The organism is Acidovorax sp. LjRoot194 (assembly GCF_964253015.1).
Taxonomy (GTDB): domain Bacteria; phylum Pseudomonadota; class Gammaproteobacteria; order Burkholderiales; family Burkholderiaceae_C; genus Acidovorax.
The window spans coordinates 3331516-3356808 of the sequence record NZ_CAXUQB020000001.1; the positions used below are offsets into that span (position 1 = coordinate 3331516).

A 25293-nucleotide genomic window follows, 5' to 3' on the forward strand; every position below is an offset into this window, starting at 1 on the left:
TTACCCGTGGTCGTACACCACGGTCGCCGAACCGGTGCCCACCTGGGCCGTCCAGGCGGCCAGCGCGGCGTCGGTGGGGTAGAAACGCGCGTTTTCACCGAGTTGCAGTTCCGCCACGGCAGCAGCCCCCTCGGCGGCGCAGCGTACGCCCATGCGCACCTTGAGGCCGTGCACCAGCGAGTCGCCCTCGGGTATTTCCTCGCGGCGCGGCGGAAACTCGCGCACCAGGCGCGGCACGTCCGGCCCCTTGTCGCCTACCTGCACATGCAGGTATTTGCCAAAACGGCAACGCGCCCCGGCCAGGTCCCACACCTGCTGGACCTTCACCCGCAGCCCGCCGCTGAAATGATCGAGCTGCAAGCGGCCCATCATGACCACGAACTCGTCTTCCTTGAGCTGGTTGCGGTAGGTATTGAGCAGCGCCTCGTCGGCCGATGCCTCGATGACGGCGGACTTGTCGTCAAGCTTGAACAACGCCAGCTTGCCGCGCTGCCCGTTGATGACGCGAAAGTCGCTGATGATGCCGGCGAGCACCTGGGACTCGCGGCTGTCGAGCAATTCTTCGATGGACGTGCGAACGAAGCGCCGCACCTCGGTGGCGACCTCGTCGAACAGGTGGCCCGACAGGTAGAAGCCCACCGCGGTCTTCTCGAGCGTGAGCCGTTCCTTGATGCCCCAGGGCAGCGCGTCGACAAGTTCGGGCTCCTGCGTGCTGGAGCCGTGCGCGTCGTCGCCCATCATGTCAAACAACCCGCCCTGGTTCACGTTGGCCAACGTGGCAGCAGCAAAGTCGAAGGCCCGGTCGATGGAGGCGACCATCGCGGCGCGGTTCATGTTGATCGAGTCGAACGCGCCAGCCTTGATCAACGCCTCCACCGAACGCTTGTTCATGCGCGCCTTGTCCACGCGCAGGCAGAAATCGAACAGGCTCTTGAACGGCCCGGTGGTGGAGCCGTTCGGCCCTTCGCCCCGGCCTTCACGCGCCGCCACGATCGCCTCGACGGCCTGCTGGCCCGTGCCTTTCACCGCGCCCAGGCCGTAGCGGATGATCTTGTCGGTCACAGGCTCGAAGCGGTACTTGCCACGGTTCACGTCCGGCGGTTCGAAGGTGATGCCGAAGTGCTTCACCGCATCCTCGAACAGCACCTTGAGCTTGTCGGTGTCGTCCATTTCCACCGTCATGTTGGCGCAGAAGAACTCGGCGGTGAAGTGCACCTTGAGCCAGCCGGTGTGGTACGCCAGCAGGGAATACGCGGCGGCGTGCGACTTGTTGAAGCCGTAGCCCGCAAACTTCTCCATCAGGTCGAACACTTCGTCGGCCTTGGCTTGGTCGATGCCGTGGGTGGCCAGGGCACCGGCGCGGAACTTCTCGCGGTGCTCGGCCATTTCTTCGGCCTTCTTCTTGCCCATGGCGCGGCGCAGCAGGTCGGCGCCGCCCAGGCTGTACCCGCCCAGGATCTGCGCGGTCTGCATCACCTGCTCCTGGTAGACCATGATGCCGTAGGTCTCGCTGAGCATGTCGGCCACGGCGGGGTGCGGATACTCGACGACCTCCTTGCCGTGCTTTCGGTTCACGAAGCTGGGGATCAGGTCCATGGGACCGGGGCGGTACAGCGCATTCAGCGCGATCAGATCTTCCAGGCGGCTGGGGCGCGCCTCTTTCAGCATGCCCTGCATGCCGCGGCTTTCAAACTGGAACACGGCCTCGGTCTTGCCCTCGGAGAACAGCCGGTAGGTCGGTCCGTCGTCCAGCGGAATGTTCTCGTACGCAAAGTTCTCCTGGCCCTTGTGGCGCTTCATGATGAACTCGCGCGCAATCTCCAGGATGGTGAGCGTGGCCAAGCCCAAGAAGTCGAACTTCACCAGGCCGATGGCTTCCACGTCGTCCTTGTCGTACTGACTCACGGCCGACTCGCTGCCGGGCTGCTGATACAGCGGGCAAAAATCGGTGAGCTTGCCCGGCGCGATCAGCACGCCCCCGGCATGCATGCCGATGTTGCGGGTCATGCCTTCCAGCTTTTGCGCCATCTCGATAATGGTCTTGACGTCTTCTTCCTTGCGCAGGCGCTCGTAGAGCATGGGCTCGAGCTCGAGCGCGTAGTTGTTCTTGTCGCCCTCCTTCTTCACCTCAGGCGGGTACGCCAGGGTGTACGACATGCCGGGCTTGCCGGGCACGAGCTTGGAGATGCCGTCGCAGAACATGTAGCTCATGTCCATCACACGGCCCACGTCGCGGATGGCCGCCTTGGCCGCCATGGTGCCGAAGGTGGCGATCTGGCTCACGGCGTTCTTGCCGTACTTGTCCTTCACGTAGTCGATCACGCGGTCGCGGTTGGACTGGCAAAAGTCGATGTCGAAGTCGGGCATGGACACCCGCTCAGGGTTCAGGAAGCGTTCGAACAGCAGGTTGTATTCCAGCGGGTCCAGGTCGGTGATCTTGAGCGCATAGGCCACCAGCGAGCCCGCACCCGAACCACGACCCGGCCCCACTGGGCAACCGTTGGCCTTGGCCCACTGGATGAAGTCCCCCACGATGAGGAAGTAGCCCGGGAAACCCATCTTGAGGATGGTGCCAAGCTCGAACTCCAGGCGCTCCACATAGCGCGGGCGCTCCTTGTCGCGCTTGGCCTCGTCGGGGAAGAGGTGCTTCAAGCGCGCTTCCAACCCTTCGAACGACGCAAACCGAAAGTATTCGTCGGCCGGCATGCCGTTGGGCGTCGGAAAATCGGGCAGTTGCGGCTTGCCCAGCACCAGCGTCAGGTTGCAGCGCTTGGCCACTTCCAGGGTGTTGGTGATGGCCGTGGGCACATCGGCGAACAACACCTGCATCTCGGCACTGGACTTGAAATACTGCTCGCGCGTGAACTTGCGCACCCGGCGCTGGTTGGCCAGGATCTCGCCTTCGGCAATGCAGATGCGCGCTTCGTGGGCCTCGTAATCCTCGGCCGTCGCGAACTGCACCGGGTGCGTGGCCACCACGGGCAGGCTCAGCCGTGCAGCCAGTTGCACGGCGGCTATGACATGGGCCTCGTCGTCCGCACGGCCGGCGCGCTGGATCTCCATGTAGAAGCGGTGGGGAAAGATACCCGCCAGTTCCAGCGCCAAGTTGGCGGCCCCGGCGTCGTCCCCCTTCATCAGCGCCTGGCCCACCGGCCCGGCCTGCGCCCCCGCCAAGGCAATCAGGCCCTCGCCCAGTTCACGCAGCCAGTCCCAGGTGCACACGGGCACGTTCTTGACGATGTTGCGCGTCCAGGCGCGCGCCAGCAGTTCGCACAGATTCAGGTAGCCCTGCTTGTTCTGCACCAGCAGCACGATGCGCGCCGGAGGGCCGGACTCCGAGGCGACGTTGACTTCGGCCCCGATCAGCGGCTTGACACCTTTACCACGCGCTTCCTTGTAAAACTTGATGGCGCCGAAAAGGTTGTTGAGGTCGGTGATGGCCAGAGCGGGCTGGCCGTCCTTGGCGGCAGCCTTGGCCACCTCATCGATTCGGTTGGTACCGTCAACGACGGAAAACTCGGTGTGCAGGCGCAGGTGAACAAACATAGGGGGCCATTGTAAAAAGTCCGGCGGCCTGCCCGGCAGAAAACTCGCGATACCCACGCATCTGGGGGTGGTGCCGCGCCCAGTACAATGCCCTTTTGCCTCCCAGGCCCCAGGCCGGATCGAGACCGGCTGGCACAGGGCAGTCCTCGCCGCGACAGCGGCCAGCGCTCTGGCCAGCCAGGCACACTCTGTTTCTTTTTTGCTGAAAGCCTCTTTCGATGCTGCGTGCTCCACTGCCCCTTGTCTCCGCCTTGCTGGTCGCTGGTCTGCTGGCAGCCTGCTCCACCACCACCGACGACAAGACGGCCGGCTGGAGCCCCAACCGCATCCATTCGGAAGCCAAGGATGAAATGAACAGCGGCGCCTACGACAAGGCGATCCCGCTGCTCGAAAAGCTCGAAGGCCGCGCTGCGGGTACGCCGCTGGCGCAGCAGGCCCAGCTGGACAAGGCCTACGCGCACTACAAGGCCGGCGAAAAAGCCCAGGCCATTGCCACGCTGGACCGCTTCATGAAGCTGCATCCAGCCAGCCCGGCCCTCGACTACGCGCTGTACCTGAAGGGGCTGGTCAACTTCAACGACAACCTGGGCCTGTTCTCGTTCATCTCGCGCCAGGACCTGTCCGAGCGCGACCAGAAGGCCGCCAAGGATTCGTTCGAGTCGTTCAGCGAATTGGCCACGCGGTTCCCTGATTCGCGTTACGCGCAGGACGCACGCCAGCGCATGACCTACATCGTGAACTCTCTGGCCCAGTACGAAGTGCACGTGGCACGCTACTACTTCCAGCGCGGCGCCTATGTGGCTGCCATCAGCCGGGCACAAGTGGCCCTGGCCGACTACCAGGGCGTGCCGGCCCTCGAAGAAGCGCTGTACATCCTCATCCAGTCGTACGACGCACTGGGCATGACCCAGCTGCGCGACGATGCACGCCGGGTGATGGACACCTCGTACCCGCAGAGCGCTTATCTGCGCGGTGATGTCAAGGGCAAGTCGGATCCGTGGTGGAAGGTCTGGTAAGCGCGACCAGCGCTTCATTGAATTCCTGGTCCGATTCCAGCCGCCGCATGGGTGGCAGCGCAGCCAGCAATCGCTTGCCATAGCCCATGGTGACCAGGCGTGTGTCGCCCACCACCAGAATGCCCCGATCGGTCTCACGCCGAATCAACCGGCCAGCGCCCTGCTTGAGGGCGACCGCGGCCTCCGGCAGCGCATAGGCCTTGAAGGCCTTGCCGCCGGATTTTTCGATGCGCTGGGTGCGCGCCTCGACCAAAGGGTCCCCGGGGGGCGGAAACGGCAGTTTATCGATGACCACCAGCTGCAAGGCGTCGCCCGGCACGTCGAACCCCTCCCAGAACGTGGCGGACGCCACCAGGATGCAGCCGGGCTGGCCATGGTCCGATCCCTCGCGAAAGCGCTCCATCAGGCGGCGCTTGGGCCCGTTGCCCTGCACCAGCACCTCCAGCGCGCCGGTGGCACCCCACCTTGCGGTCAGCGCATCGCCGATGGTGCGCAGCGCCTTGAGCGTGGTGGTGAGCACCAGGGTGCGGCCGCCCAATACCTCCGCTGCGTCGCCCACCCAGCGTGCCAAGGCGCCACTGTGGGCCGGGTCCGCCGGGGACGGTAGATGCCGCGGCACATACAGCGCCGCCTGCACCGCGTAGTCGAACGGACTGGCCACCCGCAGGATGGTCGCGTCCTGCAGACCTGCACGCTCAGTGAACCAGGTGAGTAAGTCATCGTCGCCCAGTGTGGCCGAGGTAAAGATCCACGCCCTGCCCGGGCCGGCTTCTTCGGCCGGTACCGGCCATCCATCAGGGTCCGATTCCTCTTTCGGCGCCGCCAGCAGCCGCGTGCGCATGGCCTCGGCAATGTCCAGCGGCGACTCGATCAGCCGCAATTGGCCGCCTGTGTCGACCCAGCGCACGGCGTCGGTCTGCGCGGGCCCGGCAAACCGGGCCAGGCGCGCCAGCAACTCCGAGCCCCGTTCGTACAGGCGCACAAAATCCGGGGCAATCTCGCTCACGGTGTCAAGGGCTTCCTGCGCGTCGGCACAAGCCTGGCCCACGCGGTGCAGCGCGGCGCTCCAGCCCGCCTCGCGCACACCTTCGGGCGCCTCGTCGGTCCACCGCAGCCGCTGCGCACCACGCAACTCCCCCGTGACCAGAACCAGATCGCGCGCGGCATGGTCCACATGGGCGGCCAGGCCCTGCCAGTCGGCCAGCCCGCGGGCGTGCTGCAGGCCCGTGGCCAACAGGTCGCGACCAAAATCCGTGATCTGCCCGGTGGAGAGCTGCAACCCGAGAAACTGAACGCCTGTCTCATTGATCTGATGCGCTTCATCAAACACGACCACACGCACCGAAGGCAGCAGCTCTGCCATACCGGACTCGCGCACCGCTACGTCGGCAAAGAACAAATGGTGGTTGATGACCACGATGTCCGCAGCCAAGGCTTCGCGGCGGGCCAGGTGCACGTGGCATTCCCGAAACCGCGGGCACTGCGAACCCAGGCAGTTCTCGCGGGTGGAGGTGACCAGCGGAATCACGGGCGAACGGTCGTCCAGGCCCGTCAGTTCGGACAGGTCGCCCGAGCGCGTGCTGCGGGACCACTCCTCGACCTTGGCCAGAACGCGGGCCACGCCGCGCTCCTGCCCCAGCGCATCGTGACGGGCTTGCTCCATCCGGTACAAGCACAAATAACTTCCGCGCCCCTTGAGCAGCGCCATGCGCACCGGCAAACCAAGGGTCTGGGCCAGCAGCGGAAGGTCGCGCGCAAACAGCTGGTCCTGCAGCGCCTTGGTGGCGGTAGACAGCAACACGCGCTCGCCGCTGAGGAGCGCGGGGACGAGATAGGCGAAGGTCTTGCCCACCCCCGTGCCGGCCTCGACCACCAGCGCACCGCCCTCCTCCATCGTCCTCGCCACGGCGGCTGCCATGCGGGTCTGCCCGTCGCGGGGCTGAAAATGCGGGTCGGCCCGCGCCAGCACCCCGAACGGCGCGAACACCTCCTGCACCATGTCGGCCAGAGCCATCAGCAAGGCTCCTTCAGATCGCCAACCGCTACGCGCGGCAACGCATGGACGCACGCAAGCAGACCAACGACTTTCAGCGGCGGGCGGCGGTGGGGGAGGAACACTGTCGCTTCAGCCAGTGCGCACAACGCGGCGAAGCGAATACACACCGGAGGGTCAGCGAACCACCGGCGGAACGTGAAAAATGGAGGATTCAAGGCAAAGCAGCCATGGGTTGGCAAAAATGCCACAGGCGGGCAGATAATAAGCGTTTGGCCCACGCTCTGCGACGGCCGTTCCTGCACGCGCCCACACAATCCACAGCATGACCAAAGCCTTTCGCCTCATTGCGTCCACCGGCATCCACAAGGGCGACCGGGAGTACCAGCAAGACCAGGTGGCACTGATCTCGCACGAACGGCACAACGGCTGCGTGCTGGGCGTCATCGCCGACGGCATGGGTGGCCGCAGCGGCGGGCGCAAGGCATCCGACCAGGTCATGATGACCGCGCGCCAGTTGTTCGAGCGCTACTCGCCCGACACGGACGACCCGGTGTCCATGCTCAAGAGCATGGTGGAAGAAGCCCACATCGTCATTCGCCTCACGGCCATCTCGGCCGAGCAGGAACCGCACAGCACGATCGCGGCCTTCCTCATCAACCCCCGCGGGGACTGCCATTGGGTGCATGCGGGCGATTCGCGGATTTACCACTTTCAGGGTGCGCGCATGGTGTTTCGAACCAGCGACCATTCCTATGTGCAGGCGCTGGTGGACCGCGGTGAACTCACCGAGGCCGAAGCCAACAACCACCCCCACTCGAACATCCTGGTGGGCTGCCTGGGCACCGAGAGCGACCCTCCCATCACCACCCACGTGATCCCCCAACTGCAACCCGGCGATACGCTGATGGCCTGCAGCGACGGCGTGTGGCACTACTTCTCGCCCACGGAACTCGGGTCGGTGGTCGATTCGCTCTCGCCCCGCGAAGCGACGGAGTTCCTTATCGAGAAGGCCCGTTCGCGGGCGCGCGGAGGCGGCGACAACCTGTCGCTGGTGATCGTGAAGATGGAAGCGTTGGTGGAAGAAAAGAAGGTGCCGCGCCTCCACCCGGCCGAGGCAGGCCGCCCCTGAGGGGCGCGTGGGCACGGCAAGGTCGCGACCTCGTTACCTGCCGCTCTGCCCCATGCGCGAATCAGATGAGGCGCGGCCACGGTATAGCCCCCGCACGCTCCATCAGCTCTCATACAGCTACATTAGCGCTCATACAGCTGCATCATCGCTACCAACTCCGGCAGTCCGACCCGTTCACGGAGCAGCAGGTACGGGCGGCAACGGTGCTGCAGGCTTGCGCCCCTGGGCTGCTGCATCCGCTTGGGCCTTTTCGACACGCGCACGGCGCTCTTCGGCCGCGCGCAGCGCCTCGGCATGCTTGGCCCGGGCCTGTGATGCGCGCACAGCGTTTTCTGCAGCGCGGCTTTGTTGTTCCTGGGCGTTCTTTTGCACATTGCTGCGCTGCTGCTGCGCCCGCACATCTGCCTCATGGTCCCGCTGCGCCTTGGTGGCTTGCGGGTCGGCTGCCGGCTTGCGCAGCACGGCATCGGGGCCAGCGCCTGCAGGCGTGTTGGCCGGTACAGGGCGCTGCTTCTCTTCGATGGATTTTCGGCGATCTGCCGCTTTTTCCTTGCGCTCGGCATCGTTGAGTTCGATTTCCTGTGCGCGCAGCCGGGTCTCCACATCGCGCACCTGCGCCCGCACGGCCTTCAGGCAGTCCTCCGCTGCGAAGCGCTGGTAGCACGCCGCCTCATCCTTCACCTGCTGGGCTTTCACCGCTTCACGCTCGTGGCGAATGCGATCGCGCTCGGATTTGCGGTGTGCGGCAGCCGCGGCATGGGCACTGCTCTGGCCCTCGGCGGACGCAGGGGCGGATGCGGCGGCGGCAGGTGCCAATGCGGGAGCCGGCGTCCCCGCTGCAGATTGCGCCCACACGCTGGCGCCGGGTGCGCAGGCCAGCAGTGCAGCCAGGGAGAGGCCCAGGTATTTCATGTCAGCCCAGTGTCCACGTTGCGGCGCTCCAGCGCCAGGAATTCCTTGGACTGCATCTCGTTGAGCCGCGACACGGTGCGCGGAAACTCGTGCGCCAACGGCCCTTCGGTGTACAGCTGCTCAGGCGGCACGGCGGCCGACAGGATGAGTTTGACGCGGCGGTCATACAGCACGTCGACGAGCCACGTGAAGCGCCGCGCAGGCGACGCCATGCTCACGGGCATGTACGGCACGTCCGAGAGCAGCACGGTGTGGAACTGCGTGGCGATTTCGAGGTAGTCGTTCTGCGAGCGCGGGCCGCCGCACAGCGTCTTGAAATCGAACCAGACCACACCGCCCGCCTTGCGCCGGGCGCGGATCTCCCGCTGCTCGATGTGCAGCAGCGGGTCTTCGTCGTGCACTTCGGCCAGCTTGTCGAACGCCTCGCCCATCTCGGCATCGGCCTCGGGCCCGAGGGGCGTGTGGTAGAGCCTGACCTGCTCCATGGTGCGGCGGCGGTAGTCGGTGCCGTTGTCGACGTTGACCACTTCCAGCCGCTCGTTCAGCAGCGCAATCGCCGGCAGGATGCGGTCGCGGTGCAGGCCGCCCGGGTAAAGCTCGTCGGGCATGAAGTTGGAGGTGGTGACGAACCCCACCCCGTTGTCGAACAGCGATACCAGCAGCCGGTGCAGGATCATCGCGTCCGTGATGTCCGCAACATGGAACTCATCAAAGCAGATGAGCTTGTAGCGCTTGGCGATGCGCTCGCCCAGCACATCCAGCGGGTTCACCGTGCCCTGCAGGCCCACCAGCTCACGGTGCACTTCGCGCATGAATTCGTGAAAATGCAGGCGCACCTTGCGCTTCAAGGGCACGGCGTTGAAGAAGCACTCCATAAGGAAGCTCTTGCCCCGCCCCACCCCGCCGTACATGTACACGCCACGCGGAATGTCCGGCCGGTTGATGAGCTTCTTGAGCGCATTGGAACGCCGCTCCTTGTACTGCGCCCATTCGTCGGCGCAGCGCTGCAGCGCATCCACGGCCCGCAACTGCGCGGGGTCGCTTTGGTAGCCTTTGGAGGCCAGTTCGGCCAGGTAAGCCTGTTTGACAGTCACGGGATGGGCACCACTCTGATACTATGAATTTGATAGCGCCTACCGCTTGCCTGGCAAGCGGTAGGGCCGTTTTTTATTCAAATATCAGAAGTTGAGGGTACGCTTGTCCACGGCCAGAGCCGCTTCCTTGGTGGCTTCGCTCAAGCTGGGGTGTGCGTGGCAGATGCGTGCGATGTCTTCGCTGCTGGCCTTGAACTCCATGGCCACCACGGCTTCGGAGATCAGCTCGCTGGCCTGTGGGCCCACGATGTGCACGCCCAGGATTTCATCGGTGTCGGCATCGGCCAGCATCTTAACCATGCCGGTCGTGTCGCCCAGCGCCCGTGCGCGGCCGTTCGCCAGGAACGGGAAGGTACCGGCCTTGTACTTGACGCCGTCGGCCTTGAGCTGCTGCTCGGTGCGGCCCACCCAGGCGATCTCGGGGCTGGTGTAGATGACCCAGGGCACGGTGTTGAAGTTGACATGGCCGTGTTGGCCGGCAATGCGCTCGGCCACGGCAACGCCTTCTTCTTCGGCCTTGTGCGCCAGCATCGGTCCGCGCACCACGTCGCCCACCGCCCACACGCCGGGCAGGTTGGTCTTGCAGTCTGCATCGACGACGATGGCACCGCGCTCGTCCAGGGCCAGGCCCACGGCTTCGGTATTCAGGCCGATGGTATTGGGCACGCGGCCGATGGAGACGATGAGCTTGTCCACGTCCAGCGACAGGGCTTCGCCCTTGGCGTTGGTGTAGGCGATGGAGACGCCCTTCTTGCCGGTCTTGATCTCGCCGACCTTCACACCGAGCTCGATCTTCAGGCCCTGCTTGTCGAAGGCCTTCTTGGCTTCCTTGGCGATCTGCTCGTCCACCGCACCCAGGAACGTGGGCAGGCCTTCGAGAATGGTCACTTCAGCACCCAGGCGACGCCACACCGAACCCATCTCCAGGCCGATCACGCCCGAGCCGATGAGGCCGAGTTTCTTGGGCACGGCGCCCACGCGCAGCGCGCCGTCGTTGGACAGCACGAACTCTTCATCGAACGGCGTGCCGGGCAGCGCACGGGCGTTGGAGCCGGTGGCGATGATGATCTGCTTGCCCGTGATGGACTCTTCAGCGGCGCCTGCCACCTTGATCTCGTAACCACCTTCGGCGGCTTTGACGAACGAGCCGCGGCCGTGGAAGAAGCTGACCTTGTTCTTCTTGAACAGGTACAGGATGCCGTCGTTGTTCTGCTTCACGACGGTGTCCTTGCGGGCGATCATCTTGGCCACGTCCATCTTGACGTCGCTGGCCGTGATGCCGTGCTCGGCAAAGTGCTTGTTGGCGTGCTCGAAATGCTCGGACGACTGCAGCAGCGCCTTGGACGGAATGCAGCCCACGTTGGTGCAGGTGCCGCCCGGTGCGGGGCCGCCCTTTTCGTTCTTCCACTCGTCGATACAGGCCACGTTGAAGCCCAGCTGGGCAGCGCGGATGGCGGCGATGTAGCCGCCGGGGCCGCCACCGATGACGATCACGTCGAATTGTTTGCTCATGTCGGTCTCACTCAATCAATCGTTCATTGGAAAAAAACCCACCGGCGGAATTGGCACAAGCCAGCCGCACGAGTGGGTCCATCAGATGCATCTCAAAGGGCGCTACGCGCCACTCCCAACGGCCTCTGAGACGCACGGCGCCCTACCAGCGACCGCCGCGCAAGGGCCGCCCCGCCGCGCTGGCGGTGTCCCCCTTCCCGAATTGCGCAGCAATTCGAGAGAAGGGGGAAGGCGCGAAGCGACTCAGGGGGTTGCATCTCAAATATCGAAGAGCAGGCGCGATGGGTCTTCCAGGGCGTCCTTCATCGCCACCAAGCCCAGCACGGCTTCGCGGCCGTCGATGATGCGGTGGTCGTAGGACATGGCCAGATAGTTCATCGGGCGCACCACGACCTGGCCGTTCTCGACCATGGCGCGGTCCTTGGTGGCGTGCACGCCCAGGATGGCGGATTGGGGTGGGTTGATGATGGGGGTGGACATCATCGAGCCAAAGGTGCCGCCGTTCGAGATAGAGAACGTGCCACCGGTCATCTCTTCAATGCCCAGCTTGCCTTCGCCAGCCTTCTTGCCGAATTCGGCAATCTTCTTTTCGATGTCGGCGAAGCTCATCTGGTCTGCATTGCGCAGGATGGGCACCACCAGACCACGGGGCGAGCCCACGGCGATACCGATGTCGAAGTAACCGTGGTAGACGATGTCGTTGCCGTCCACCGATGCGTTCAGCACGGGGTACTTCTTGAGGGCGTGCACGGCGGCCTTCACGAAGAAGGACATGAAGCCCAGCTTGGTGCCGTGTTCCTTCGTGAAGGAGTCCTGGAACTTCTTGCGCAGGTCCATCACGGGGGCCATGTTCACTTCATTGAACGTGGTCAGGATGGCGTTGGTCGACTGCGATTGCAGCAGACGCTCGGCCACACGGGCGCGCAGGCGGCTCATGGGCACACGCTGCTCAGGGCGACCGCTCAAGTCTTCCTTGGGAGCAGGGGCCGACACCTGCGGCAGCGCCTTGGTGGGCACGCCGGTAGGGATCGTGCTGGGGGCTGCCACGGCAGCCTTGGCGGTACCGCCAGCGCCACCAGCGACTGCGCCGAGCACGTCGCCCTTGGTCACGCGGCCATCCTTGCCCGTGCCGGCCACGGCCGATGCGGACAGGTTGTTCTCGGCCAGCAGCTTGGCTGCGGCAGGCATCGCCACGTCGCCCTTGGAGCCGCCAGCAGCGGCTGGGGCTGCTGCCACGGCAGCGGCAGGTGCTGCGGCAGCAGCAGCAGGGGCTGCAGCGGGTGCAGCAGCACCGGCCTTGCCTTCGGTATCGATCTTGGCGATGAGCTGGTCGGCCACCACCGTGGCGCCGTCGCCCTGGACGATTTCGGTGATCACGCCGGCGGATGGTGCGGGCACTTCCAGCACCACCTTGTCGGTTTCGATCTCGATGAGGATTTCGTCCACGGCCACGGCATCACCGGCCTTCTTCTTCCAGGTCAGCATGGTGGCTTCTGCCACGGATTCGGACAGCTGGGGGACTTTGACTTCTACGATAGCCATATCAATTCTTTCGGAATGGGGTTCTGTTCTGTTCTGTGCAATCGGGGGTTGCCGGCCTTACTTGGTCAGGACAAAACCCTTGAGCTTGGCAAACGCGCCATCCACCAGCGCCTTTTGCTGCTCCTGGTGCAGGTGCGAATAACCGACGGCAGGCGATGCCGATGCCGCGCGGCCGGAGTAACCCAGCTTCTGGCCTTCGAGCATGTTCTCGTGGATGTTGTGCTGGATGAAGAACCAGGCGCCCTGGTTTTGTGGCTCGTCCTGGCACCACACGATGTCCGTGACGTTGGGGTACTTCTTGAGCTCGGCAGCAAACGCCTTGTGCGGGAACGGATACAACTGCTCGACACGGATGATGACCACGTCGTCGTCTTCACGCTCGGTGCGCTTCTTCACGAGGTCGTAGTACACCTTGCCAGAGCAAGCGATCACGCGCTTGATCTTGGCGGCCTTCTTGGCGATGGCTTCGTCCTGCTCCGGGATCACCGTCTGGAAGCTGCCCTTGGTGAACTCGGACAGCGGCGAGGTCGCGTCCTTGTTACGCAGCAGCGACTTCGGCGTCATGATGATCAGCGGCTTGCGCAGATCACGCACCATCTGGCGGCGCAGGATGTGGAAGATCTGGCTGGCCGTCGTAGGCTGCACCACCTGCATGTTGGCATCGGCCGACAGCTGCATGAAGCGCTCCAGGCGCGCCGAGCTGTGCTCAGGGCCCTGGCCTTCGTAGCCGTGGGGCAGCATCAGGGTGATGCCGTTCACACGGCCCCACTTCACTTCGCCCGAGGCGATGAACTGGTCGATCACGACCTGCGCGCCGTTGGCGAAGTCGCCGAACTGGGCTTCCCAGATCACCAGGGTGTTGGGGTCGTTCGATGCGTAGCCGTACTCGAAGCCCAGCACCGCCTCTTCGGACAGGATGGAGTCGATCACGACGAACGGAGCCTGGTTCTCGCTCACGTTCTGTAGTGGCACGTAGGTACCGATGTCCCACTTCTCGCGCTTTTGGTCATGGATGACCGAGTGGCGGTGCGTGAAGGTACCGCGACCGCAGTCTTCGCCCGACAGGCGCACCGGGAAGCCACTGGCCACCAGCGATGCGAAAGCCATGTGCTCGCCCATGCCCCAGTCCACCGGGATGTCGCCACGGCCCATGGCAGCGCGGTCGTCGTACACCTTCTTGACCAGCTGGTGCGGCGTCACGCTTTCAGGGATGGTCGTGATCTTCTCGGCCAGGCGCTTCCACTCGGCCAACGGGATGGCGGTGTCGCCAGCGTCCGTCCACTTCTTGCCCAGGAACGGGCTCCAGTCCACTGCGTACTTGCTCTTGAAGTTGGTCAGCACGGGGTCGATGGTGTGCTTGCCCGAGTCCATGGCGGCGCGGTAGGCCTTGACCATGTCGTCGCCCAGCGTCTCGCCCAGGCCTTGCGTGGCCAGTTTGTCGGCATACAGCTTGCGCGTGCCGGGGTGCTGGCCGATCTTCTTGTACATCAGCGGCTGCGTCAGAGCAGGTGTGTCCTGCTCGTTGTGGCCCAGCTTGCGGAAACAAATGATGTCCACGACCACGTCCTTCTGGAACTCCATGCGGAACTCCAGAGCGAGCTGGGTGGCCAAGACCACGGCTTCAGGGTCGTCGCCGTTCACGTGCAGCACGGGCGACTCGACCATCTTCACGATGTCGGTGCAATACAGCGTCGAGCGGGCATCGCGCGGGTCGGACGTGGTGAAGCCGATCTGGTTGTTGATGATGATGTGCACCGTGCCGCCCGTGGAATAACCACGGGTCTGCGCCAGCGCCAGGGTTTCCTGGTTCACGCCCTGGCCGGCAAAGGCCGCGTCACCGTGCACCAGCACGGGCAGCACCTGCTTGCCGAACGGGTCGGCACGGCGGTCCATACGGGCGCGCACCGAGCCTTCGACCACCGGGTTCACGATTTCAAGGTGGGACGGGTTGAACGCCAGCGACAGGTGAACCGGGCCGCCAGGGGTGGTCACGTCGGAGCTAAAGCCCTGGTGGTACTTCACGTCACCCGATGGCAGGTCTTCGGGCGCCGTGTGGTCGAATTCGGCGAACAGGTCCTTGGGCATCTTGCCCAGGGAGTTGACCAGCACGTTCAGGCGACCGCGGTGGGCCATGCCGATCACGATTTCCTGCACGCCCTTGGCGCCGGCAGACTGGATCAGCTCGTCCATCGCGGCGATGAAGCTTTCACCGCCTTCGAGCGAAAAGCGCTTTTGGCCGACGTACTTGGTGTGCAGGAAGCGCTCCAGGCCTTCGGCGGCCGTCAGGCGGTCGAGGATGTGCTTTTTCTTCTCGGCGCCGAAGCTGGGCTTGCTGCGAATGGTTTCCAGCTTTTCTTGCCACCAGCGCTTCTGGTTCTGGTCGGTCGCGTACATGTACTCGACACCGATGGAGCCGCAGTAGGTTTCGCGCAGGGCATTGATCAGCTCGCGCAGCGGCAGGGATTCCTTGCCGAAGAACGTGTTGCTGGTGTTGAACACGACTTCCTGGTCGGAGTCGCTGAAGCCGTAGAAAGAGGGTTCGAGTTCGGGGATCGCGGGGCGCTCTGTGCGCTTGAGCGGGTCCAGATCGGCCCAGCGCTGGCCCACGTTGCGGTACGCGGCGATCAGCTGCTGAACGGCGGTGCGCTTGCGGCCCAGTTCGGAGTCGGCGCCTGTGGCGACAACGACCTTGGTGCCACCTTGCTTTGCGCGCTCGGCAAAGGCATTGATGACGGGGAGGTGCGGAACATCCTTGGCATTGCTGCCGTCCACGGCAGGCACATTTTGCAGTGCGTCAAAGTACTCGCGCCAGTTGTCTGGCACGCTACCTGGGTTGGCAAGGTAGTTTTCGTACATCTCTTCGACATAGGGCGCATTGCCGCCGAAGAGGTAGGTGTTGCCTTGGTAGGCTTGATAGACGGATGTCGTATCGCTCATATTCCGCTGACCTCCGCTTTCCTTGGGAAAGCATTAGTTGGTTGAGAAACCTTCCGCGACACGGCTGAACCGATTGGCGGATGCGACAGTGGCTAGGGAAGGGCCTGGTTGCGGGCGCCATTGTGCCACCGAACCGCCAACTACCCAACTTTGCGGGTCTTGCAACGGCCAAAAAAGCAGAGTCCCCCGTAGCGTGGCACCCGGCTCGCTTACAGTGCGTGTATTCCTTCGCTACGCACAACATGACGCCCGCCAACCTCCAGTCCAAAGCCTTCCTGCTGCTGTTGATCCTTGTCACCGTGGCCTTCGGGGCCATCCTGTGGCAGTTTCATGGGGCCGTCTTCTGGGGCGTGATCCTGGCCATCCTCTTTGCACCGCTGCACCGCAAACTGTTGCGGCGCATGCCCCGGCGCACCAACCTAGCGGCGCTGAGTACGCTGGCGCTTTGCCTTGTGATCGTGATCCTGCCCATGACGGCCATCACGATTTCGTTGATACAGGAAGCCACGGTGGTGTATGAGCGCATGCGCTCCGGGCAGCTCAACTTCGGGCTGTACCTGCAGCAGATCATCTCGGCCCTCCCTTCCTGGGCCGTGAACCTGCTGGAACGCCTGAACCTGACCTCGGTCACCGAGTTGCAGGACAAATTCTCGTCCGTGGCCGTGCAAGCGAGCCAGTTCGTGGCAGCCCAGGCCCTCAGCATTGGCCAGAACACCCTGGAGTTCGTGGTGAGCTTCGGCATCATGCTCTACCTGTTGTTCTTTCTGCTGCGCGACGGCAACCGGCTGGCCTTGCGCATCGGCCAGGCCACGCCGCTGGACGAAGCCCACAAGCGCCAGCTGGTCGACAAGTTCACCACAGTGATCCGTGCCACGGTCAAGGGCAACATCGTCGTGGCGGCATCGCAGGGTGCGCTGGGCGGGCTGATCTTCTGGATCCTTGGCATCCAGGGCCCTGTGCTGTGGGGCGTTCTGATGGCCTTCCTGTCGCTGCTGCCGGCCGTGGGCGCAGGCCTGATCTGGCTGCCGGTGGCCATCTACTTCCTGGCCACGGGTGCCGTGTGGCAAGGTGTGGTGCTGATTGCGTACGGCGTGTTCGTGATCGGCCTGGTGGACAACGTGCTGCGCCCCATCCTGGTCGGCAAGGATACGAAGATGCCCGACTACGTCGTGCTGATCTCGACCCTCGGCGGCATGGCCTTGTTCGGCCTGACCGGCTTTGTCATCGGGCCGGTGATTGCAGCGCTGTTCATCGCCACCTGGGATTTGTTTGCCCCCAGCGCTGGCAACCGGCCTACCCCTCCCTGATTCCACCTTGCACACCGCCGAGGCAGACCCTCACTGCCCCGGCCTTCGCAGTCCGTGAGTCGGGAGTTCGGGAGTTCGGGAGTTCGGGAGTTCGGGAGTTCGGGAGTTCGGGAGTTCGGGAGTCAATAAGAGCTTCGCCCACTGATGCCTACGTGCTAAAAACAAAGGCTAAGGGGAATCCATGAAGTTATCGAAATTTGCCGCGGCAGCGCTATTGACGGCATGTGGCCATTCTTATGCCGCCTACACGCTGACCATCGCTCAGAGCGGGCCGGACGTCGTTGCCACCGGGAACGGGTCTCTCAACACATCAGGCGCGACGTTCGCTGCAAGCGTCCCATCACCGGCATTCGTCATCCCCAACATCGGCGCGGCACTCGTGGGAGCAGCGCCAGCCAGCATCTACGCCATCACCACGGTGGGCCCCGCTGATTTCGGAACGGGCTCCAGCGCCGGGGCCTCAAGCACCACGGGTGACGCAGCAGGTTTCACCGCCGGAGCCTGGATCGCAGTGCCGGGGGGTTATGTCTCCGGCGCAGCTTTGACCCCATCGACCACCACATGGACTGGCACCACCATTGCAGCCCTGGGCCTCACCGCCGGCTCCTACACCTGGGTGTGGGGCGCCGGCCCCACCTTCGACTCATTCACAGTGGTCGTGGCTGCATCCGCCACTCCCACCAGCATTCCTACCCTGTCCGAGTGGGCCGTCATCGGACTATCGGCCGGGATAGCGCTTTGTGGATTGGCTCGCCTGCGCCAGCGGGGCACTGCACGCCGCATTTGAAGCGGCCCATTCAGAGCACGGTCCGAACCGATCGGATTGCAAGCTGGAGTCGAGAGTTGATGTGTGTCGACTGGGCCAAAAACAAAAAAGGCCCTGTATTGCTACAGGGCCTTCTGATCTTGGTGGGACGTGCGGGGGTCGAACCCACGACAAACGGATTAAAAGTCCGCTGCTCTACCAACTGAGCTAACGTCCCATCTCTTTGCAGCAACTTACTAATGGATCAATTGCTGCAAAGCCTCGGATTATAGCGTCTTTTTCGGCAGCTTTTTCGGGGACCCTGCAGCCAGTTGATCCAGAACCCAACCAGCAGCGCATTGACCGAAGGTCGCGGTCACCGCGACGACGGAACCGTAGCCGTGGCAATTCAATGAGCCGTCGCCGTCGATATTGCACGAGGCGTCCGGCGCAGCGACTGACTCTCGGCTGAACACGCAGGTGACGCCGATCTTCTTGCCCTCGCGCGGCGCGCGGTGCTCCTTGCGCAGGCGGTAACGCACCTGGGCCAGCAAGGGGTCATGGGTGGTGTTCGCAAGGTCATCCACATCGACCTTGTGCGCGTGGCGCTTGCCACCCGCCGCGCCGACCACAATGTGCAGCACACCGTTGTCGCGCGCCCAAGCGGCCATGGCCGTCTTGGCCTTAACTTGGTCGCAGGCATCGACCACGGCATCCACCGCATGCGGCAGCAAACCCGGCCAATTCTCCGGAGTAGCAAAGTCGTCAACGCAATGCACCGTGCAGGCCGGGTTGATCTGCGCAATGCGCTGCTGCATGGCCACGACCTTGGCCTGTCCGACGGTGGCGGTCAGGGCGTGGATCTGGCGGTTGATGTTGGACTCAGCGACATGGTCCATGTCCACCAGGGTGATCTGCCCCACCCCGCTGCGCGCCAAGGCCTCAGCGGTCCAGGAGCCCACGCCGCCGACGCCGATGACGGCCACATGGGCCTGGCGGATGCGGGCGGCACCCGCAACGCCATAGAGCCGCTCCAGCCCGCCAAAGCGCCGCTCCAGCTCGGCAGCCGGAACAGCGTCCGGCGAAGCGACGACCTCGGGGATCATGGTGCTTACTTCAGGCGCGACAGACGCTCTTTGGCTGCCATGGCAGCTTCAGACTGAGGGTAGGCTTTCACCAGGTCCTCCAGCGTCTTGCGGGCGGCGCGCGTGTCCTTGAGCTCGATCTGGCAGTTGGCAATCGACAATGCGGCTTCCGGTGCGCGCGCGTGGGTCGGCGCATCAGCCAGCATCAACTTGAAGTTGTTGATGGACTCCTTGTACTCGCGGGTCGCGTACTGCGCATTGCCCAGCCAGAAACGGGCCGATGGCACGAAGCCGCTGCGGGGGTACTGGCGCACAAAGGCCGCAAACGCTGCACTGGCTTCGGGGAACTTGCCCGACCGAAACACGGCCAGCGCTGCTTCGAAATCCCGCTTTTCCGCCGGATCAGCCTGAAACTCTTGGCCGTCCTGCGTGACCTTCACGGGCTCAAACTGCCGCAGGCGCTCGTCCACGCCCTGGGCGATGTCCTTCTGGCGCTTTTGCAGGTCGGCCGCATCGCGCAGCAACTGCTCGTTCTGGCCGCGCATCTTGGACTGCTCCACGCGCAGGGTTTCGATCTGCGTCTGCAGGTCGAGCAGGCTGCGGCGCAGCTGGCTGTTGTCCTCGCCCAGCCTGCGCACCTCGTCGGAAGAGCGCTGCTGGGCGGCCTGCAGGCCGTCGACCCGTTGGCGCATCTCCAGGATGGCACGGCGTGCTTCGTCATCCTCGAACAGCGCTGCGTGGCTTGCCGGCACCAACACTGCCAGCAGCGTCGCCGCTGCCAGCGCCTTGCGGGGGAAGGAAAAAGACAACGCGCGCATCAACGGTAGGACAGTTCAGCGCGGCGGTTTTGCGCGTGTGCGTCTTCCGAATTGCCAGGGGCTGCGGGCTTTTCCTTGCCGAAGCTCACGGCTTCGATCTGGTTGTCCTGCACACCCAGCAGGCCCAGAGAACGGCGCACCGCCTCAGCACGCTTTTGGCCCAGCGCCAGGTTGTATTCACGGCCACCGCGGTCATCGGTGTGGCCTTCGATCATGACCTTGCGGTTGCCGCCCGACTTGATGAAGCGGGAATGCGCTTCGATCAGCGATTGGAATTCTGGCTTGATCACGTAGCTGTCGTAGTCGAAGTACACGACGCGGGCCACGCCCTGTGGGCCTGCCGCGTCACGCGCCGACTGGCCCAGGTCCACACCTGCCACACCGCTTTGCGCCGTGTTGCCGGAATTGGCGCCGCTGTTGGTGCCGGGCATGGTCGACGTCGCGTTCTTGTCTTCGACAGGCACGTCGTCCAGCTTCACACCGGAGCTGCAACCAGCCATGAGGGCGACGATGGAAAGGGCGAGGGTAAAACGTTTGATCATCCAAAATTCTCCTGAAAACTTGATAACTGAAATTGAAAATTAGTTCACTGCTTTTGAAACGGACCCCAGTCCGGTTCGCGGATGTCGCCAGCCTGCCCTGCCAGTCGCGCCTTGATCTTGCCGTCGAGCGTGGTGGTCATGAGCGCTTCGCGGCCTTGCTGCTGGGTCGCGTAGACGATCAGGCGGCTGTTGGGCGCAAAGCTGGGGTTTTCATCGGCCGTCGAGTCCGTCACGGCGTTCACCGTGCCGGTGGACAAATCCATGACGTGGAGCTTGAAGGCGCCGCCCACACGGGAGATGTAGGCCAACCACTTACCGTCAGGGCTCACGCTCGGCGAGATGTTGTAGGACCCGGTGAAGGTCACGCGCTCGGCATTGCCGCCGGATGCGGTCACCTTGTAGATCTGCGGCGCGCCCCCGCGATCGCTCACGAAGTAGATGCTGCGGCCGTCGCCCGAATACACGGGCTCGGTGTCGATGCCCGCGCTCTGCATGAGACGGCGAGGCTCACCGCCGTTGGCGTCGATGGTGTACAGCTGTGAGCCGCCATCGCGGCTCAAAGTGACCGCCAGCGAGCGGCCGTCCGGCGCCCAGGCGGGCGCGCTGTTGGAGCCGCGGAAGTTGGCGATCAAACGGCGGCGGCCCGATGCGACGTCGTGCACGTACACCACCGGCTTGCGCGATTCGAACGACACATACGCCAGTTGGCCGCCGTTGGGCGACCAGGCGGGCGAGATGATGGGCTCGGGGCTGGACAGTGCCGACTGCGAGTTTTCGCCATCGGCATCGGCCACCCACAGGCTGTAGCGTGGACCGGTCTTGGTGACGTAGGCAATGCGCGTCGAGAAAATGCCGCGCTCGCCGGTGAGCTTTTCGTAGATGAAGTCGGCGATGCGGTGCGCCACCAGGCGCAGATCGCCCTGCGTGACGACAAAGCTCTGACCGCCCAGGTCCTGGCCCTTGACGACGTCCCACAGCCGAAACCGGATGTCGAACCGGCCGTCGGACAGGCGGGTGATGCTGCCGGTGGCCAGCGAATCGGCACTCTTTTGGCGCCACAGGGCGACATCGGGGCGGGCCGTTTCGTCCAGCGCGACGCCTGTGGCGTCGACAGCGCGGAACTGGCCGCTGCGCTCCAGGTCGGCCTGCACGATGGCGGCGATCTTCTGGGGAGCTTGCGCTTCGCCCCGGAACGGCGCTATGGCGATGGGCAATTGGGTGAGGCCCACACCAGTGACCTCGACGCGAAACTGCGCAAGGGCCGGAACGGCGGGTGTGGCGATCAACGCGGCCAGTACATGGCGGCGCAGGGGTTGCGGCAAAGCCGCGGGAGTATTTTGAGAGGAGATTCGATCTGTGGTCATTGGCATCCAGCAGTGGCCGAACAAAGACATTGAACAGGCTTCAGGCAACCCCGAATGTTACACACTGCTGGAAAACCCCTGTGACAAACTTTGCCAGTGCTGCACTTGTTGCTCATTTTTTTGATGTTGGGCCCTGCCGCCGCACCGGGCAGCTACTTGGCAGCCACCAGACAGCCACCCGCTGGCCACCGCCCATTCCCCGGCCGCCCGCAGGCGCAAACGTAGAATTGGCCGCACATGCAAGCCCCCCACCCAGCCTCCGCGCCTGCCAGCCCCCCCGCCGCTCCCCCTGCCAGCCTGACCACACGCCTCAAACGGTTATCCGTTTATTTTGGCAATCAACGGCTCGCCTGGACCCTGGCCATCGTCGCCACGCTCGTGGGCGCGGTCACCGAGCCGCTCATCCCTGCCCTGCTGCAGCCGCTGCTCGACCGCGGCTTTACCCAGGGCACGCTGCAGCTGTGGATGGTGCCGCTGGCCATTTTGGGCATCTTCTTCGTGCGGGGCGTGGCGCAGTTCGTGGGGCAGTACGCCCTGGCCCGCATCGCCAACGAAGGCATGCTGATACTGCGCCAGTCTTTGTTCGCCAGGGTACTGGCGGCAGAAATGGGACTGTTCACGCGCCAGTCGGCCAGCGCGCTGTCCAACACCGTGGTGTACGAGGTGCAGACCGGCGCCACGCTGCTGGTGCAGGCGCTGATGGGGCTGTCGCGCGACGGATTCACGCTGGTGGCCCTGCTGGGCTACTTGCTGTACCTCAACTGGCAGCTCACGCTGATCGTGGCAGTGGTGGTGCCTGGCGTGGCCTGGATCATGAAGACGCTGTCCAAGCGGCTGTACCACCTGACCAAGAGCAGCCAACAGGCCACGGACGAGCTGGCCTACGTGGTCGAAGAAAACGTGCTGGCCCACCGCATGGTGCGGCTGCATGGCGCGCAAGAGGGCCAGGCGGAGCGTTTTGCGGGGCTGAGCGGCAGCCTGCGGCGCCTGGCCATCAAGTCCACCATCGCATCGGCCGCGATGACGCCCCTGACGCAGTTGCTGGCAGCCGCCGCGCTGTCGGTGGTGATCTGCATTGCGCTGTGGCAGAGCCGCGGCGCAGTGGACACCAAGGACGTCACGGTGGGTGGCTTCGTGTCGTTCATCACGGCCATGCTGATGCTCATCGCACCCATTCGGCGCCTGGCCGACGTTGCCAGCCCCGTCACGCGCGGAGTGGCTGCGCTGGAGCGCGGGCTGGCCCTGCTGGGTGATACGGGCGCCGAAAGCGGCGGGCAGTTCCGCACCGACCGCGTGAAAGGCGAGCTGGCACTGAACCGCGTCACGGTGTCCTTCGGATCCGACCATGCGCCGGCGCTGGACCAGGTCAGCCTGCGGGTCGCCCCCGGTGAAATCGTGGCCCTGGTGGGGCCGTCGGGCGCGGGCAAGACCACGCTGGTCAACCTGCTGCCGCGGTTCGTGATGCCGTCAGCCGGCGAGATTCTGGTGGACGGGCAGCCGCTGCCGGACTGGGACCTGGGCTCGCTGCGATCGCAGTTCGCGATGGTGAGCCAGGACGTGGTCATGTTCAACGACACCATTGCCGCGAACGTGGCGCTGGGCCACGCCGTGGACGAGCAGCGCGTGCTCGACTGCCTGGAGGCCGCCAACCTGGCCGCCCACGTGGCCGCCCTGCCCCAGGGCATCCACACGGTGGTGGGCCACAACGCCACGCAGCTGTCGGGCGGGCAGCGCCAGCGGCTGGCCATTGCACGGGCGCTCTACAAGGACGCGCCCATCCTCATCCTGGACGAAGCCACCTCGGCGCTGGACACCGAGTCGGAGCGCCTGGTGCAGGACGCGCTGCAGCGCCTGATGCAGGGCCGGACCACGCTGGTGATTGCACACCGCCTGTCCACCATCGAACATGCCGACCGCGTGGTGGTGATGGAACGCGGGCGCATTGCCGAGCAGGGAACACATGCCGAGCTGATGGCGCAAGGCGGGCTGTATGCGCGCCTGCAGTCACGGCCGTCAGAAGCCGCCTGATTACCTGATAGTCAAAAATGATAGCTACTGGCGCTTGCCAGACAAGCGGCAGGGGCTACTTTGGCTGATATTTCGTAGCCCACAAGCCCACCAGCCCGCAGCTACCCACTACCCACTACCCACTACCCACTACCCACTACCACTTGCCGCGGTTGGGCTGGCGGCGCCGCAGCGCTTCGGCGATCTTTGCCGCCGAGTCCGTGCGGCTTGCCCGCATCGCAAAGTCGGTGGCGGTCAGCCCCAGCTGGTTCTTGAGCGTGGGGTCTGCGCCTTCGTCCAGCAGCAGTTGCACCGACTCCAGCGACGCGTAGTGCGCCGCCATCATCAGCGGCGTGGTGCCGTTCGGCGATGCGGCGTCGATGTAGGCATGGTTCTCCAGCAACAGCGCGATGATCTGGCGGTGTGCAGCCGAGCCGGCGGATGCCGCATAGTGCAGCGGCGCCCAGCCGGTTTTGTTCACGTCGGCATCACGGGCGATCAAGGCCTTGACGATGTCGACCTGGCCCTTGATGGCGGCCAGCATCAGCGGGCTTTCGTCCTGGGTGTTGCGCACCTCGACCTTGATGTTGCGTGCCGCCATCAGCGCCGCAACGGCCTTGAGCGAGTCGCTCTGCAGCGCAATCAACAGGCCCGCCTGGCCCTTGGCGTCGCGCGTGTTCGGATCGAAGCCGCGGCGCAGCAGGGCCGTGATGGCATTGCCGTCGTCCCGCTGAATGGCCGAGAAGAAATCTTCGTAGGCCCCGGCCTGGGCCCAGGGGGCGAACAGGGCTGCAGCCAGGCCCGCCAGAACCTTGCGGCGGTGCGTTCGTGTGGGGTTTGCGGCCCCAGCAGCGGCTGCGGTGGTGATGATGGTGGTGATGTCGATGGCGGGCGATGCGCCGTCTGCGTGCACGATCGTCATGCGGTGACCCCCTTGAACAAGGTTTCGAAATTGCGGCTGGTGGCCTCGGCCACCTCTTCCACCGCGATGCCCTTGGTCTGGGCCACCTGCTGGGCCACGTACGGCACATAGGCCGGGCTGTTGGTCTTGCCGCGGTAGGGCACGGGTGCCAGGTAGGGGCTGTCGGTCTCGATCAATGTGCGGTCCAGCGGCACGTAGGCCACCACGTCGCGCAGCTCCTGCGCGGTCTTGAAGGTGACGATGCCCGAGAACGACAGGTAATAGCCCAGGTCCAGCGCCGCGCGGGCCACCTGCATCGATTCGGTGAAGCAGTGGAACACGCCCCCGGCGATGTTGCCGGAGCCGTCCTCGCCCTCCTCCCGCAGGATGGCCAGCGTGTCGTCCGATGCGCTGCGGGTGTGGATCACCAACGGCTTGGCGCAGGTACGCGCTGCGCGGATGTGGTTGCGAAAACGGTCGCGCTGCCACTCCAGGTCGGCAATGCTGCGGCCGCCCTTGCGGTCTTCCATGCCGTAGTAGTCAAGCCCGGTCTCGCCGATCGCCACCACCCGGGGCAGCGCGGCGCGGGTCAGCAGGTCCTGCACGGTGGGCTCCTGCACACCCTCGTTGTCGGGGTGCACGCCCACCGTGCTCCAGAAGTTGTCGTGGGCCGTGGCCAGGGCATGAACGCCCTCGAACTCCTCCAGCGTGGTGCAGATGCACAGGGCCCGGTCCACCTGCGCCTGGGCCATGGCCTGGCGGATGGCGGGCAACTGGCTCAGCAGTTCCGGAAAGTTGAGATGGCAGTGCGAGTCGGTGTACATGCGGTATCAGGAAAAC

The 25293-nt window shown here is 64.6% G+C and carries 18 protein-coding genes and 1 tRNA gene; 5 read left to right on the forward strand and 14 right to left on the reverse strand.

Translation table 11 applies throughout. The features are described from left to right. The gene (gene dnaE, locus ACSQ3N_RS14965; protein WP_056165521.1) at nucleotides 1–3546 is read right to left on the reverse strand and encodes a DNA polymerase III subunit alpha; all 3546 of its coding nucleotides are present in this window, start codon (nucleotides 3544–3546) and stop codon (nucleotides 1–3) included. A gap of 218 nt (nucleotides 3547–3764) precedes the next feature. On the opposite strand from dnaE, the gene ACSQ3N_RS14970 reads away from it, so the two are divergent. Next, on the forward strand, nucleotides 3765–4562 hold the full coding sequence (locus ACSQ3N_RS14970; RefSeq protein ID WP_056165519.1) for an outer membrane protein assembly factor BamD: 798 nt from the start codon (nucleotides 3765–3767) through the stop codon (nucleotides 4560–4562). Here the strand turns inward: ACSQ3N_RS14970 and ACSQ3N_RS14975 are convergent. Beyond that, the gene (locus tag ACSQ3N_RS14975; protein WP_056165517.1) at nucleotides 4525–6576 is read right to left on the reverse strand and encodes an ATP-dependent DNA helicase; all 2052 of its coding nucleotides are present in this window, start codon (nucleotides 6574–6576) and stop codon (nucleotides 4525–4527) included. The genes ACSQ3N_RS14970 and ACSQ3N_RS14975 overlap by 38 nt on opposite strands. Before the next feature lie 304 nt (nucleotides 6577–6880). Here ACSQ3N_RS14975 and ACSQ3N_RS14980 point away from each other — a divergent pair, with 304 nt between their 5' ends. After that, on the forward strand, nucleotides 6881–7687 hold the full coding sequence (locus ACSQ3N_RS14980; protein ID WP_056165515.1) for a PP2C family protein-serine/threonine phosphatase: 807 nt from the start codon (nucleotides 6881–6883) through the stop codon (nucleotides 7685–7687). Nucleotides 7688–7861: 174 nt separating this feature from the next. Here the strand turns inward: ACSQ3N_RS14980 and ACSQ3N_RS14985 are convergent, their stop codons facing one another. The 5 genes from ACSQ3N_RS14985 to ACSQ3N_RS15005 all read right to left on the reverse strand — a co-directional run bounded on the left by ACSQ3N_RS14985 (nucleotide 7862) and on the right by ACSQ3N_RS15005 (nucleotide 15684). After that, a complete protein-coding gene (locus ACSQ3N_RS14985) occupies nucleotides 7862–8599 on the reverse strand; it encodes a hypothetical protein (RefSeq protein ID WP_056165513.1) in 738 nt (245 codons plus the stop codon). Next, the gene (zapE, locus tag ACSQ3N_RS14990) at nucleotides 8596–9693 is read right to left on the reverse strand and encodes a cell division protein ZapE (protein ID WP_056165510.1); all 1098 of its coding nucleotides are present in this window, start codon (nucleotides 9691–9693) and stop codon (nucleotides 8596–8598) included. Before zapE ends, ACSQ3N_RS14985 begins: the two co-directional genes overlap by 4 nt. An 84-nt stretch (nucleotides 9694–9777) precedes the next feature. Continuing rightward, a complete protein-coding gene (lpdA, locus tag ACSQ3N_RS14995) occupies nucleotides 9778–11205 on the reverse strand; it encodes a dihydrolipoyl dehydrogenase (protein ID WP_056165507.1) in 1428 nt (475 codons plus the stop codon). Nucleotides 11206–11463: 258 nt separating this feature from the next. Beyond that, complete coding sequence (odhB, locus tag ACSQ3N_RS15000; RefSeq protein ID WP_056165505.1) at nucleotides 11464–12747, reverse strand: 2-oxoglutarate dehydrogenase complex dihydrolipoyllysine-residue succinyltransferase; 1284 nt, start codon at nucleotides 12745–12747, stop codon at nucleotides 11464–11466. Nucleotides 12748–12804: 57 nt separating this feature from the next. Further along, complete coding sequence (locus tag ACSQ3N_RS15005; RefSeq protein ID WP_056165503.1) at nucleotides 12805–15684, reverse strand: 2-oxoglutarate dehydrogenase E1 component; 2880 nt, start codon at nucleotides 15682–15684, stop codon at nucleotides 12805–12807. A gap of 242 nt (nucleotides 15685–15926) precedes the next feature. Between ACSQ3N_RS15005 and ACSQ3N_RS15010 the strand changes: the two genes are divergently transcribed. Then, nucleotides 15927–16991, forward strand: a complete 1065-nt coding sequence (locus tag ACSQ3N_RS15010; protein WP_056165499.1) for an AI-2E family transporter — start codon at nucleotides 15927–15929, stop codon at nucleotides 16989–16991. 181 nt (nucleotides 16992–17172) lie between these two features. Beyond that, entirely contained in the window at nucleotides 17173–17778 is a 606-nt protein-coding gene (locus tag ACSQ3N_RS15015) for an IPTL-CTERM sorting domain-containing protein (protein WP_082516815.1), read from the forward strand. A 120-nt stretch (nucleotides 17779–17898) separates the two neighbouring features. On the opposite strand, the gene ACSQ3N_RS15020 is transcribed toward ACSQ3N_RS15015, so the two are convergent. From ACSQ3N_RS15020 to tolB, 5 genes are all read right to left on the reverse strand, one after another. Next, nucleotides 17899–17974, reverse strand: a tRNA-Lys gene (locus ACSQ3N_RS15020). 49 nt (nucleotides 17975–18023) lie between these two features. Beyond that, nucleotides 18024–18842: a tRNA threonylcarbamoyladenosine dehydratase gene (locus ACSQ3N_RS15025; protein WP_056165497.1), complete on the reverse strand. Its 819-nt coding sequence runs from the start codon at nucleotides 18840–18842 to the stop codon at nucleotides 18024–18026. Nucleotides 18843–18847: 5 nt separating this feature from the next. Continuing rightward, complete coding sequence (gene ybgF, locus ACSQ3N_RS15030; protein ID WP_056165495.1) at nucleotides 18848–19639, reverse strand: tol-pal system protein YbgF; 792 nt, start codon at nucleotides 19637–19639, stop codon at nucleotides 18848–18850. After that, a complete protein-coding gene (gene pal / locus ACSQ3N_RS15035) occupies nucleotides 19639–20181 on the reverse strand; it encodes a peptidoglycan-associated lipoprotein Pal (protein ID WP_056165493.1) in 543 nt (180 codons plus the stop codon). Before pal ends, ybgF begins: the two co-directional genes overlap by 1 nt. 44 nt (nucleotides 20182–20225) lie before the next feature. After that, nucleotides 20226–21545 (reverse strand): Tol-Pal system beta propeller repeat protein TolB, encoded by a 1320-nt coding sequence (gene tolB / locus ACSQ3N_RS15040; RefSeq protein ID WP_056165491.1) that lies wholly within the window; start codon nucleotides 21543–21545, stop codon nucleotides 20226–20228. 237 nt (nucleotides 21546–21782) lie between these two features. On the opposite strand from tolB, the gene msbA reads away from it, so the two are divergent. Continuing rightward, nucleotides 21783–23573 carry a lipid A export permease/ATP-binding protein MsbA gene (gene msbA, locus ACSQ3N_RS15045; protein WP_056165489.1) on the forward strand — a complete coding sequence of 597 codons (1791 nt, stop codon included), beginning with the start codon at nucleotides 21783–21785 and terminating at the stop codon, nucleotides 23571–23573. A 136-nt stretch (nucleotides 23574–23709) separates the two neighbouring features. Here the strand turns inward: msbA and ACSQ3N_RS15050 are convergent, their stop codons facing one another. Together ACSQ3N_RS15050 and ACSQ3N_RS15055 are read right to left on the reverse strand one after the other, a co-directional pair. Continuing rightward, nucleotides 23710–24474 (reverse strand): ankyrin repeat domain-containing protein, encoded by a 765-nt coding sequence (locus ACSQ3N_RS15050; protein ID WP_082516814.1) that lies wholly within the window; start codon nucleotides 24472–24474, stop codon nucleotides 23710–23712. After that, nucleotides 24471–25277, reverse strand: a complete 807-nt coding sequence (locus ACSQ3N_RS15055; RefSeq protein ID WP_056165487.1) for a TatD family hydrolase — start codon at nucleotides 25275–25277, stop codon at nucleotides 24471–24473. Before ACSQ3N_RS15055 ends, ACSQ3N_RS15050 begins: the two co-directional genes overlap by 4 nt. Nucleotides 25278–25293 lie beyond the last annotated feature (16 nt).